This window comes from Paenibacillus sp. FSL K6-1122, assembly GCF_037977015.1.
Taxonomy (GTDB): domain Bacteria; phylum Bacillota; class Bacilli; order Paenibacillales; family Paenibacillaceae; genus Paenibacillus; species Paenibacillus amylolyticus.
In genome coordinates, this window is record NZ_CP150272.1 from 294,397 (window position 1) to 307,665 (window position 13,269).

The following is a 13,269-nucleotide window of genomic DNA, read 5'->3' on the forward strand; positions in this document are numbered from 1 at the left end:
TTCCGAAACTTCGCTCTTTTTGTATTTCTCTTTTTTATGATATATCTAATCTAATCCAAGTTAGCCCGACCAGTCACGACGCCGAGTGAACAGATCCTGCAACTCATCCGTCGACAATTCGGTAATCCAGTTCTCGGAGCTTGTGATGATGTTATCGCTGAGCTGCTGTTTGCTCTCCAACATCTCGTCGATCCGCTCCTCCAATGTGCCAAGAGAGATGAACTTATGCACCTGAACATCCTTGGTCTGACCCATCCGGTAAGCCCGGTCGGTGGCTTGATTCTCAACAGCAGGGTTCCACCAGCGGTCAAAATGGAAGACATGATTGGCTGCGGTCAGATTCAATCCCACACCGCCTGCCTTGATGGACAGAATGAAGACGGACGGTTGCTTATCCTCAGGCAATGTACGGGATTGGAATTCCTCAATCATACGATCCCGTCCCGTTTTGGACGTACCCCCGTGCAGATATAGCACAGGTTCCTGCAACTCCTGACGCAATACCTGTTGCAGCATCTGTCCCATACCGATGTATTGGGTGAAAATAAGGCATCGCTCGCCTTCGTCCCGCAATTCCCGGACAAGTTCCATCAGTCGTTCCAGTTTTGCGGAGCGACTAATCAGCATCGCCATATCTTGCGGACTGTACACGTCATAAGCAGATGTTAATGCGCCGTCTTCAGGCAGTTCCTCAGGCAAAGCCTCTTTGGTCAACAGCAGAGGGTGGTCACACAGCTGCTTGAGCTGGGTTAACGCCGATAGAATGGCACCTTTGCGCTTGATGCCTTCCAGCTCTTTCATTTTATCCATCAGGGCCTGTACGGACTGGTCATACAATGCACTTTGTTCGCCCGTAAGATGAATGTAAGTCTTCATCTCGTTTTTGTCCGGCAGATCAAGCTGGATATTGGGATCTTTTTTCTTACGGCGTAGCATGAATGGTTTCACCAATTGCTGTAGATCCTGCATGCGCTGCTCATCTTTATCTTTTTCAATGGCACTGATGAAGCGAGTCTGGAATGCCCGGGCGTTGCCCAGATATCCTGGATTGATAAAGTCATAGATCGACCACAGCTCGGACAACCTATTCTCGATCGGCGTACCTGTCATGGCAATGCGGTGTTTCGCAGGGAAGCTGCGGACAGCCAGCGACTGTTTGGTCTGGGCGTTTTTGATATTCTGCGCTTCATCGAGACAGATGCATGACCACGTATAGGTTTGTAACATCTCCTGATCCAGTGTAGCCGTAGCAAAGGACGTGATAATAATATCCACCTGCTCGGTCTGATCCCGGAATTCTTCTCCACTTAATCGGCGTGCGCCATAATGCAGACTGACATTAATGGAGGGTGCGAAGCGGCTAATTTCCTTTTGCCAGTTGCCCAGTACGGAGGTTGGGCAGATCAGAAGAACCGGGGCTTGTCCCGGCTTACGTGGTTCATGATCCTTGATGTGTAACAGATACGTGATGAACTGAATGGTTTTCCCGAGACCCATATCATCGGCAAGACATGCCCCAAGGCCAAATCTGCGCAGGAAACCAAGCCATGCAAAACCTTCCTTCTGATACGATCGCAACTCGGCATGAAGCCCTGTCGGAATGGGCAGGGAAGGTGCGCCGCCTTGTCCGCCCCCGAGTTGTGCAATAACCCGGTTCAGGTGCTCATTCAGTTCTACTTCCAGCCGAATGTTCTGATCATCCTGTGGTGGCTGCTCTTCCTCGGTTTGTTGTCCTTCCTTCCATTTCTGGTTGCGATATTCCCGTTGCTCATTGTGCAGCAGATGCAGGTGCAGAATATCCTGGAATGAGAGTCCCTGTTCCCGATCTACACCGCCCATGGCACGACGTATCTGTTCCAGCAGATCGGGGTCGAGAGGAACCCATTCTCCACGGAAGCGAACCAGTCGTTCATTACGGGCAACAAGGTCGGCGAACTCATCTTCGCTGAGATCGGTGTCACCAATCGCAATTCGCCAGTCAAAATGAATAATCGAGTCCAGTCCAAAGAACGACTGTCCCCGTTCACTGCCTTCCTCCGGCTGCACCTTAGCACGCAGCTTTGGTTTCTTCTTACGGGCTGCTTCCCACCAACCAGGCAGCAGAACTTGCCAGCCCTCTGCGAGCAACCTGCCGCTATCCTGCGTCAGGAACTGCCAGGCTTCCTGATCTCCCAAAGGATCACTCAGCACATCCCGCCTACCACTAATGGAGCTTCCAAGACGCGGCAGATGTGCACGCAACTGATCCAGCCATCCGGCGGAGCGATCCAGAATGAACGGTGTCCATACCTCTGGCCATTCGCCTTCAAGTCTGCCCCGTGAATCCAGCATGACGGGCACCAATACAGCGGCATCCAGCTTGTTCTGCAACACCAGTCGCAGCCGCCAAGATGGCTCATCCTCGTCCGGTTCCTGCAACTGCAGCATGGGTCTGAATGGTGCGGCATCTGCTTTCCAGCCAATAGATACGAGCCAGGACTGGGCGTCCATTCCGGCTGTCTTGGGTAGAGTGCCGCGCTCTGGGAACAACTGCGGGAATTCACGTCGCAGATCGGTTGCCGCTTCCTCCGAACTGTACCAGCGCTGGAACACAAAGGCGGAGTAGGCCGCCCCAAGTCCTTCGGCATAACTCTCGTCCGTTTGCTGAATCGCTTTGGTAAGCGATGCCCGATCCTGCTTTTTCAAGCTATCCGGGTCCCAGGTCCACTGAAGCTGTCCTGCACGGTAGGCCTCGAAGCTAGGTACGTATTTGCGTTTTTCGATAGATGCTGCGAGCGCGGGAGCTAGTCGAATCAGATGTTCCGCTTGCTCGTCCCACTTCCATTCAATATGAAGCAGAGTATGCATCTCGGCAAAAAAGGGAATCACTTCTTCCGCAGGCAGAACAACCAGCTCAACCTCCTCAATCTGCCGAACTTCCAGTTCGGTACCGTAGAAGGAAGGTGCATGCCAAGCGAACAATCGCTGCTTAAGCGACTGTCCCGGTACAAAGTGGTGTGTGTTGAGTGCTCCGTAAAACAATGCATCGCCATATCCGGTTAAAGCGACGTGAACCTCAATCGTTTCAGTGTAAGGATGAATTAAGCTCATGAGATCAGTTTACCTTTCCGAAGCTCTTCCTGCAGTGCGCGCAGCCGACTGTTACGAACGGCGAGTGTGGTGATGAATTGCTCCCAGTGCGCTTCTTGCTTCATTTTTTTATAGATTTTGGACAGACGTTTCAACAGCTTCACCGCTGCTTTGTATCCGTCCCTGTTTTTGTGTCCGATATAACGCTCCACTGCCTGATGATAGAAGGGAAGCAGCAGCTCAGGTGCATCTTTTTCGATTGGTTGCAGCATCGCTACGCGGAATTCCAGAGGTTCCGTTCCCGTACTCAGCTGAAAATCAATCCATCTGCGCCACTGTCCACGCGAATGCATAGCATCCTCGTAGGCGGGGCGGGAGTGGGGAAGCATACTGACAAGCGTGTCCCACATACGGTTCTCTGCATCGGGCAGATGTTGAATGGCCGTATCCCATAGATGCATGTAATCATTCAAAGGTGTATTACGCCGATTCGCCAGAAGGGGGCCAAGTTGTACCAACCAATCCCCAAGTCGCTTCCATTCAGCCGAATCTGCGAGTACATGGAGAAAATGCAACAGTTGTTCTGGCGGGAAGCCGTAGGCCGAGCTTCCATGGATGAGTCGCTGCCATGCCTGATCATCTTGCCCCAGATGGAAGTGTATCCAGCTCTGCGCGAGTATGAGTGGTAAAGGCAGTGTTACGGCTTTGCCTGGTCTATCACTACTACTTCCATTATTTTGAGCGCTACCCAAGACACTCCCACCTGACTGGGAAGGTGACGAAGCGGCGGTTATATTGCGTTCTATATCATCTAAGATGGCCTGTTCCGACACTAACATGTCCCGCGACCCTTGCAGCTGAGGTACGATCCAGTTCAACCACAGTTGTCGATAGATCGGAGTGAAGAACATCATGCTGGCTGTCTCAGGCATCATCTGTTTGCGTAAATAAGCCGAGGTTTCGGCCAGTCTGTTCCAAAGTTGTTCAAGCTTGTTTCCCTTTAGACCTGACAGGTCTAGCGGATGGTTAAAGATCCGTTCAATGTCTTTCAGAAGTGCATCCACCGCGAGCTGGGCAGGGTAGCTCAAGTACACGGGGGTATGAGTGATTGAATTACGAGCCGGCGGCACGCAGAATCGGATGAGGTGCAGCTGCACATGTAGTTCAAAAAGTTGGTCCATTGCAGCGGACAGCCTTGGTTTAATGGCATACAGCTCGTCCGTTGCTTCCTGTACGTAGGATGTGCTTGCTGTGCCAGTACCCAGCCGTCTCAGACAGGAGTGGAATAGTTCGTGCCATTCCGAGATTTCGAGATCAGCAAGCTCTGTTGCACGTTCCTTGATCTGGCTGTATTGGTTGTCCGGAATGTCCATATCCTGTTGTTCATCGGCATCTGCATAGCTGGATAGTCCTGCGGACATGGCCCCGACGGGTTTAGTCGTTTGTTTGAGCGAAGTACTGGAGTGCGCATTCACAATGGCATGGACAGGTCGCTCAAGTTGCTCGGCATAACTCATCAATACAGCCGTCATATGTTTGCATACGGAACTCACCGGGCAGGTACAATGACTTGTAGTCAGGGATTGCATGCTAAGGGTGACCTCATATTCTTCCGATCCTTGTACAACGGCCGAGATCCCTTGTTGTTCGGAATAGGTTAATGGTCCGACACGTTTCTGTTTATAATATTGGAATCCACGCATGATCGTCAGGTTATTAAAATGCTCTGCAACCTGCCTGATCAACTGTTGCCACTGCGCATCATCCATCCTCATGTTATTCGGTATGTTCATCATTCCATCTCCTGGGGTAAACATAGGTTCAGTAATCACCACGTCTATGACGTGATGTTGTAAATTTGTTGTATCCATCATATCAGTTATGAGCCGATCCGTGCATGGGTTATGAAGAATTTGAAGTTATTTTAGACCAACTGGAATCAGGATGAACACGTCGGTTCTGCTGGCGGACGGAATGCATGATTGCACCATATTGTGTATGCTTATGGTATGTATTCCTTTCAGGAACGATACAGGCCGGGGAAACGGCCATATTACACACAACAGGAGAGAGCATATGAAAATACTTACGTTAAACACACACGCTTGGGCGGAAGAGGATCAACTGAACAAGATCAGTCAGCTGGCTGATTTTATTAATACACATCAATTCGATGTGATCTCCATGCAGGAGGTCAACCAATCGATGCAGGAAGTCGCGCTTTCTGAAGAAGAACTGAAGATGTATTATGCTACTGAATCCGATGCTGTGATTAAAAAAGACAACTATGCCTACGTCCTGCTTCAGCAGCTGACAGAGCAATATTACTGGACGTGGATTCCGGCTCATGTCGGGTTTCAAAAATACGATGAAGGACTGGCGATCCTTAGCCGGACGCCAATTAAGCAGGCTTTTGGGGAATACGTGTCCCACATGCGGGATTATAACAACTATCGTACACGCAAAATTGTGGGAATCCAGACGGTCGTCCAAGGTGAAGCAACCTGGTTTGTGAACGGACATTATAACTGGTGGGATGATGCGCAGGAACCTTTCAAGGGACAGTGGGAGTTGACGGAGAGCAAGCTTGCCCCCTACATGGACCAGCCGTTATATATAATGGGTGATTTCAATAATGTCGCGGAAGTGCGTGATGAAGGCTATGATTATATGATGAGCAAAGGATGGAATGACCTGTACAATACAGCATTGCAAAAGGATGAAGGAGCAACCGTGGTGAAGGCCATTGCCGGCTGGGCAGATAACAAACGCGATCTTCGGATCGACTATATTTTCTCCAATCGTCCGATTCAGGCTAAATCTTCTACCGTGGTCTTGAACGGTAAAAACGGGCCGGTCGTGTCTGACCATTTTGGCGTCGCTGTAGAGATATAACAGCTATACGACTATAAATGGGCTATCACCTCAAATACGAAACAAAGCCTTCGCTGACTTCCTGTAAAGGGAAGTGTAGCCGGAGGCTTATTTGCATTCAAACATGATTTCCTATGTACATGTAATATGGTTTGTTCTTCCTGTTACTGTGGAACTGGCCTACTACTCGAGTGCCAGCATCTGATGTACAAACTTTTTCAGATTCGCGCTTGTCTCACTAAGCTGTTCAATACTTTCCATGAACTCGGTAACAAGCTTGGCCTGATCCACTGTTGCGGTTGTAATCTGACCGATCTCCTGCTCCATATGTTTCATGGAATCTTGCACGCTGCCTAGGGACGATTCGATATCAGCTGCTGCTTGTTTCGTATGATCCGACAGTTTACGTACTTCACTGGCCACCACACCGAATCCGGCCCCCTGATCGCCTACACGGGCTGCCTCTATCATGGCGTTGAGTCCAAGCAGGTTGGTTTGTTCCGATACTTCACGAATGACGTTTGTTACTTTACTTACACTGACCGAGTTCTCTGAAGCTTTTTTGGAGTTGCGCAGAATCTCTTCCGATGTCGCGGAGAGTTCCTCGGAATGTGCAGCAATCTGCTGAATGCCGCCGACGAGCGCATTAATGGTTGTTTCATTTTCACGGATCAGCGTTTCCAGTGTCATGTGACTATCCAGTGCGTAGTTCACACCCAATATACCCACGACCTGATCGTTCTCTTTAATAGGGATTAGAATGGCATCAAAAGGTCTGCCCTGCAGATCACCAGGCATGCGTGCCACGGTACGGGAATCTCTGTTAGTCAGCATTTTGAAATGTTTATAATCATCATGCAGCTCATCCCCAACCTTCACGCCAATCTCCAGACTTTTTGCTTCGGAAAAATACAATACTTTCTCATGATCATTAATGGATATGGATATGTCGTCACGGAACATTTGGCTAACAAAAGGCATAGCATTTACCAGAGATTCAAGAGTATTCAATGTGCATCTTTCCTTCCCGATACAAAAAGTGGAATTTTTCAATCTATATAAGTTGAACTAAAGATATATTCACACGTACACTCCGATGACAGAATAACCTTCCAATCGCTGTTATCCCCAGATTTTTTTGATTCCCTTTTCTCAAGGGAAAAATCCGGTGATAGCGTATGCTTACGATGCAGCTTTCTTTCAGAAAGCTTTTAGGCGAACGCTTCGCTTTTTCAGTTTTTTCTGTCCTCTACGTTTCTGTGTAAATGATTAGTTCAACATATATAGTTTCTATATCGGTAACATTTTCCGTTTTTTTGAATTAATGTCCCAATGAAGGTGTAATTGGCGAAGTAAAAACCGAATTTTCTGATTTTTTGAAAGCGTAATCAAAAATCTGTAGCCACCACAGAACATGTCAGTTATACTGGGATTATTATTCGGCTATTCAGAAGATAACCAAGGGACATACCTATTTCCCGGTAAGGGGATTACCCACCTAGGTTAAGCGCTATACTTTATTACTGCATATTAGTTTAGTGCTCTAGTGTGGACGGTATGAATGCTATGATATAAGACTTTATTTCAACAGAAGAAGGGTGTGTGCCATCGATGACGACCTATTTCAGTGAACCGCAGAGCATGTATTACCGATTTGGAGAAGATCAGGATCAGGTGTTGAAGGTACTGGCCGAGAGGTATATTGGAGCCAATGCACAGGCTGATTTTGTATATCGGGTATTCCAGAAGTCTGGTATTTTGCAAAATGAAAAAGGGCTTTATGATCTGAATTTAGGTAAACGCTTTCCTGATGCGCCTAAAGACCATATATCCTACGCAGCTGCATTGGTTTGGGGGGACGAGGACCGGAATCTGGACGTGTTGGTCCGCTGTTATGGGCCTGTTCGTTTCTATTTCAATGAGCAGTTGGTCTATCGCTCTACCGTAATGGATGAGATTAGTCCAGACGCAACGGTGAAGCTCAGCATCGATATCAAGCCTGGTTGGAACACCATTTGGCTGGAGATGAAAAACACCCCTGCCGGATTTGGCTGCCAATTTGGGTCAGATGAAGGAAAAGTGCGCATTTTGAATGTATATGCTCCATTTCAGGAGAGACAGGGGCAAGCGGGGTGGGTGTTCTCCCAACCGAACCCAGCCACGAGTAAACAACCGGACCTGCTTGGAAAAGAATCAGACGTCAGCTTGAACTGGCTGCCTGAGACAGGCTGGTCTAATGAAGATAAAACCAAGCCAGCTTTCGAGCGAATATTCGGAAATCTTGCTGGTAAGCATGCTTATGCTTGGACCCATCTGAACAATAACGATTCAACCGGGAATGCAGTGCGATTGTCAGGTCAATCTTCCGGTTCTCTAAGTATATGGATTTGCGGCAAGCCTGTGGCGCAAGTGAAGGAAGCGGGTCCGTTCGAGGTGGATGTACCAGCCTCTTTTGGGCGGAGTGACCTGCTTGTCCGAAGTGAATATGACGATACGGCTGGACCTTGGCATTTTAATTTGAACGCAACCGTGTCGGGTAAGCCGCTCTCACTGGAACTTCCTCAGCGTGTGCACGGAGCTAATGGAGAGTCTTGGTTATATGTTGGACCTTTTGAGTCGGAGGTTGAACCGGACTTGGCGGATCTGACTCGAACGGACCGAGTGTATCAAACGGGGCAAGGACAGACATATTGGCGCTTAGATCGACCGGATGCTTGGATCAGACCTTATTATGAGAATGCTATGTTGAGCAACAAATGGACAGTGGGCAGTGTGACCAATTATGGTCGCTGGGATTATCCATTGGGTGTCACTGTATATGGTCTATTACGGACGGGGCGTTATTTGCAAAGACCGGACATTACACGTTATGCGGCTGAGCATGTGCAGGCATGTACCCAGATGTATGAATACTCCTTATGGGATCGGGAGCAGTATGGTTTCCCGGCAGTCAATCAACAATTGGTCATGCTGAAAATGCTGGATAACTGTGGTTCTTTTGGTTCGGCCATGCTAGAAGCGTATTCCGAGTGTCATGAACCAACGTTTCTTCCGATTGCTGAACGGATTGCAGATTTCATGCTTTCCCGCCTGGAACGGCAGGAGGATGGTGCATTTTATCGCACATGTGTAGGGGAGTATGCCGAGAATACCATGTGGGCAGATGACCTCTATATGAGCACGCCGTTTCTCGTTCGTTATGCACGGGTGACAGGCAACTCAGCCGCATTGGATGAAGCCGCCAGACAATTTTCACTGTATCGGAAGTATCTGTTTATGCCTGAGTTCAAGATCATGTCCCATGTGTATGATTTCAAATACGGACAGGCAACGCAGATTCCATGGGGACGGGGAAATGGCTGGACACTGTTTTCCTTGACAGAGGTATTGGAAGCTTTGCCAACAGAGCATCCCGAGCGCCCAGCCTTAATAGATTTCTTCAATGAGCTGTGTGAGGGGTACGCAGCGCTTCAAGGGGAAAGCGGGTTGTGGCATCAGGTGTTGAATGTTCCGCAGACGTATGAAGAAGCCTCCTGCACGGCGATGTTTGCCTATGGTTTTGCGAGAGGTGTACGCTTTGGCTGGTTCAAAGACCCGGAAGTTTACGTCACAGCTGCCGAGCGGGCTTGGAAGGGACTTATCTGCAAAGCCATTGATCGTCAAGGGAGTGTGCATGGCGTGTGTAGCGGATCACGATATGCGTTTACGGCAGAGTATTATGATCAGGACTTGCGTACCGTTACCAATGACAATCACGGAATAGGCATTATGATGCTGGCAGGAACTGAAGTAGCAAAAATGAAGAAACATCTGGCTGAACACAGGGTGTCTTCACCTGTGGTCTCCCATTCTTAACAGACCACCGAGGTCTGATTTTCATACTATCGTTCCTATACAACAAGTTGTCTTCTGCTCCACGTAATACGGTTGTATATCCGTAATCATATTTGAGACGGGATCATCACCGCCGGGAATATCATTCCTGGTGGTTTTTGATTCCTGTAACTCCTTACTTTTTTGACAGGAAAGCTTACTTTTGTTTATGTCATGTGCAGTAATAGACCGATAAAATAGGTTTTGTAAGCGATTCCATAAATGCAAAAAGGGGAGGAAATTCATTTATGATGATTACAAAAAAGTGGGTAACCCTGTTCTGTCTGTCCCTGTTATTGTTCGCTACAGCCTGTTCTGGAGGGGCCACCGATACACCATCTTCTTCTGGGGAAGCAAGTGGAAGTGAAGGAGATTCATCAGGCAAGATTGAACTGCGCATGACCTGGTGGGGATCACAGACCAGACATGATCTGACGACCAAAGTGATCCAATTGTTTGAAGAGAAACATCCGGGAATCACCATTAAACCTGAATATTCCGGTTGGGACGGTTACTTTGACAAGTTGACTACACAGGTAGCCGGTTCAAATGCACCAGATATCATCCAGATGGATTACGCCTTTTTGACTGACTTTGCCCGGCGTGGTGCCTTGCTTGATCTGACTCCGTTTGCAGAGAGCAAAGAGCTGCGGACAGAGGATCATGATCAGAGCATGATTACAGCCGGTTCGATTGACGATAAATTATATGCAATTACCCTCGGAGTTAACGCACCAGGTGTCATCTATGACGCCACCGTATTTCAGGAATTAGGTATAGAAGAACCACAAGAGAGCTGGACATGGAAGGATTTTGGGGATATTGCAACCAAGATCGCCGCAGCCAAAGGTGAGGGGTTCTATGGATCGGCAGACATTTCCGGTACAACGAACATGTTTGAAGTGTTTATTCGGCAATCCGGGAAAGGATTGTTTGATGGTGGCACAATGACAGCTACCAGCGAGGAGCTTCAACAATGGTTCGATATGTGGAGCGCACTACGCGAGAATGGTGGAGTGACTACAGCGGAGATAACGGCATCCACAACCAATGCGCTGGAGACACGACCGATCTCACTGGGCACAGCCGCCATGGACTTTGCATGGTCCAATCAATTGCTGACATTCCAGCAGGTGAACAAAAACCAGGATCATAAGCTTGGCATACAAGTGCTTCCGCATGGTGTAGGTGAAAAGCAAATCGGTGAATATCTGAAACCAGGCCAGTTCCTCTCCGGTTATGGTAAAACCAAACATCCAAAGGAAGTTGCCATGTTCATTGATTTCATGGTCAATGATCCGGAAGCAACCGCTATTCTTGGTTCTGAACGTGGGGTGCCGGTCAATTCCAGCATTCGTGAACAGATGCAGCCTACGCTACCGGAAGCGGAGCAAACCATTTTCCAATTTATCGATACGGTATCGAAGAACTCCAGCGAGATTGACCCGCCATACCCGCAAGGATTTGCTGAAGTGGACACAAGTTTCAAGAGCGCAAGCGAGCAGATCGCCTTCGGTCAAGGTAATACTCCAGATGTCATTGCCCAGTTTATTGAAGGAGCCAAGGCTACGCTTGGATCGAGTCAATAATGATTGAAACTGTCTCACACTTCTAATTCTGCGGGGAGGTTGCGAAGATGACGACATCACAGGTCAGTCAAGCCCGAATCGAGCGTGTAACTACCCGGCGGGTCAAACGGAGATATGCGCATAATGGAGCCGCACTTCTGTTTCTCGCCCCATGGCTTGTCGGATTGTTATTCCTTACCCTAGGTCCAATGTTGGTATCGTTATACATCTCGTTCACCGATTACAGTATCCTGGCCGCCCCTTCCTGGGTCGGTCTGGATAACTACACCACGATGTTTACATCGGATAAACTGTTCACCCAGTCGCTCAAAGTCACCTTCACGTATGTCGCTGTATCCGTACCGGTCAAATTGATTTTCGCGCTGCTTGTAGCGATGTTGCTGAACAAAGGGATTCGAGGACTCGGTATTTACCGTACGGTGTATTACATCCCGACATTGCTTGGAGGTAGCGTGGCGATTGCAATGTTGTGGCGTAAAATGCTGGGTGGGGACGGGCTACTCAATAGTGTGCTTGCCATGGTGGGCATTAAGGCGCCCGATTGGGTTGCTAATCCGAAGTATGCCCTGTACTCCATCGTCCTGTTATCTGTGTGGCAGTTCGGATCATCCATGATTATTTTCCTAGCAGGTTTGAAGCAGATTCCACCCGAATATGATGAAGCCTCAGCGGTAGATGGTGCAGGTCCCCTGCGGAGATTCTTCTATATAACGTTGCCGATTCTGTCACCCGTTATCTTCTTCAATCTTGTCATGCAGCTGATTACATCCTTTCAATCGTTCACGCAGGCTTTTGTTATCAGTAATGGTAGCGGAGGGCCAGTGAACTCAACCCTAATGTACTCTCTGTATCTGTACAAAAAAGGATTTTCATTCTTTCAGATGGGCTACGCTTCTGCGATGGCCTGGGTGCTGGTCATCCTGATTGGCGTATTTACATTGCTCGTATTCCGCAGTAGCAAGCTGTGGGTGCACTATGAGGATGGTGGGAAATCATGATTGGACAACGGAACTCCACAGCATGGGTCGTCAGCAAACATGTGTTGATCTCAGGCATCGCCTTTGTCATGCTCTACCCGATCCTCTGGATGCTGGGCAGCTCATTCAAACCGGGACATATGATCTTTACAGAGACCTGGTTTTGGCCACAGGAATGGAATTGGCAAAATTACATGAATGGCTGGTCGGGAATTCAGGGCAACCCGTTCTCCCGGTTTCTAACTAACTCTGTCGTTCTATCGCTTGGCGCGGTGCTGGGCAATGTGATTTCCTGCTCTATGGCGGCGTATGCCTTCGCCCGACTGAATTTTCGTTTCAAAGCCATTTGCTTTGGCCTGATGCTCATGACGATCATGCTGCCCCATCATGTGACGCTGATCCCGCAGTATATTCTCTTCAACCACCTGGAGTGGGTGAATACGTATCTGCCGCTTGTGGTGCCAAAATGGCTGGCGACAGACGCCTTCTTCGTTTTTCTCATGGTACAGTTCTTCAGGGGATTGCCTAAAGAGCTGGATGAGGCGGCCACCATTGATGGATGTGGTCCTGTGAAAATATACACCAAAATCATCATTCCACTGGCTTTCCCAGCATTGGTTACCACAATGATCTTTACGTTCTTGTGGACATGGGACGACTTCTTCAGTCAGTTGATCTACCTGAGTGACGTTAGCAAATACACCGTGCCGCTGGGTCTGCGCCTGTTCCTTGATTCCAGCTCTCAATCCGATTGGGGCCCGATGTTTGCCATGTCGGTGTTGTCGCTGGTGCCATGTTTTATCGTATTTATCGTGTGTCAAAAGTACTTCGTGGAAGGAATCGCGACCTCTGGGCTCAAAGGGTAATTCCAAGACGAAACGAGTTGA

8 protein-coding genes are annotated in these 13,269 nt (G+C 48.6%); 5 read left to right on the forward strand and 3 right to left on the reverse strand.

The features are described 5' to 3' along the window. Positions 1–60: 60 nt before the first annotated feature. A complete protein-coding gene (locus NSQ20_RS01320) occupies positions 61–3,081 on the reverse strand; it encodes a DEAD/DEAH box helicase (protein WP_340032977.1) in 3,021 nt (1,006 codons plus the stop codon). Positions 3,082–3,086: 5 nt separating this feature from the next. Then, entirely contained in the window at positions 3,087–4,865 is a 1,779-nt protein-coding gene (locus NSQ20_RS01325; RefSeq protein ID WP_340031663.1) for a hypothetical protein, read from the reverse strand. A gap of 280 nt (positions 4,866–5,145) precedes the next feature. Here NSQ20_RS01325 and NSQ20_RS01330 point away from each other — a divergent pair, with 280 nt between their 5' ends. Next, positions 5,146–5,964, forward strand: a complete 819-nt coding sequence (locus NSQ20_RS01330) for an endonuclease/exonuclease/phosphatase family protein (protein ID WP_340031664.1) — start codon at positions 5,146–5,148, stop codon at positions 5,962–5,964. Positions 5,965–6,126: 162 nt separating this feature from the next. Here the strand turns inward: NSQ20_RS01330 and NSQ20_RS01335 are convergent, their stop codons facing one another. Next, entirely contained in the window at positions 6,127–6,954 is an 828-nt protein-coding gene (locus NSQ20_RS01335) for a methyl-accepting chemotaxis protein (RefSeq protein ID WP_017691152.1), read from the reverse strand. A 600-nt stretch (positions 6,955–7,554) separates the two neighbouring features. Here NSQ20_RS01335 and NSQ20_RS01340 point away from each other — a divergent pair. From NSQ20_RS01340 to NSQ20_RS01355, 4 genes are all read left to right on the forward strand, one after another. After that, complete coding sequence (locus NSQ20_RS01340; RefSeq protein WP_340031665.1) at positions 7,555–9,798, forward strand: glycoside hydrolase family 88 protein; 2,244 nt, start codon at positions 7,555–7,557, stop codon at positions 9,796–9,798. Between the two features lie 266 nt (positions 9,799–10,064). Beyond that, the gene (locus NSQ20_RS01345; RefSeq protein ID WP_053061439.1) at positions 10,065–11,405 is read left to right on the forward strand and encodes an ABC transporter substrate-binding protein; all 1,341 of its coding nucleotides are present in this window, start codon (positions 10,065–10,067) and stop codon (positions 11,403–11,405) included. Positions 11,406–11,452: 47 nt separating this feature from the next. After that, on the forward strand, positions 11,453–12,403 hold the full coding sequence (locus tag NSQ20_RS01350) for a sugar ABC transporter permease (RefSeq protein ID WP_036616398.1): 951 nt from the start codon (positions 11,453–11,455) through the stop codon (positions 12,401–12,403). Then, positions 12,400–13,248: a carbohydrate ABC transporter permease gene (locus NSQ20_RS01355; RefSeq protein ID WP_340031666.1), complete on the forward strand. Its 849-nt coding sequence runs from the start codon at positions 12,400–12,402 to the stop codon at positions 13,246–13,248. Before NSQ20_RS01350 ends, NSQ20_RS01355 begins: the two co-directional genes overlap by 4 nt. The last annotated feature ends 21 nt before the right edge of the window (positions 13,249–13,269 follow it).

Excerpts from the sequence above, each read along its gene's own strand:
- NSQ20_RS01325 (WP_340031663.1), bottom strand. The coding sequence starts at position 4,865 with ATGATGAACATACCGAATAACATGAGGATGGATGATGCGCAGTGGCAA.
- NSQ20_RS01330 (WP_340031664.1), top strand. The coding sequence starts at position 5,146 with ATGAAAATACTTACGTTAAACACACACGCTTGGGCGGAAGAGGATCAA.
- NSQ20_RS01340 (WP_340031665.1), top strand. The coding sequence starts at position 7,555 with ATGACGACCTATTTCAGTGAACCGCAGAGCATGTATTACCGATTTGGA.
- NSQ20_RS01345 (WP_053061439.1), top strand. The coding sequence starts at position 10,065 with ATGATGATTACAAAAAAGTGGGTAACCCTGTTCTGTCTGTCCCTGTTA.
- NSQ20_RS01350 (WP_036616398.1), top strand. The coding sequence starts at position 11,453 with ATGACGACATCACAGGTCAGTCAAGCCCGAATCGAGCGTGTAACTACC.
- NSQ20_RS01355 (WP_340031666.1), top strand. The coding sequence starts at position 12,400 with ATGATTGGACAACGGAACTCCACAGCATGGGTCGTCAGCAAACATGTG.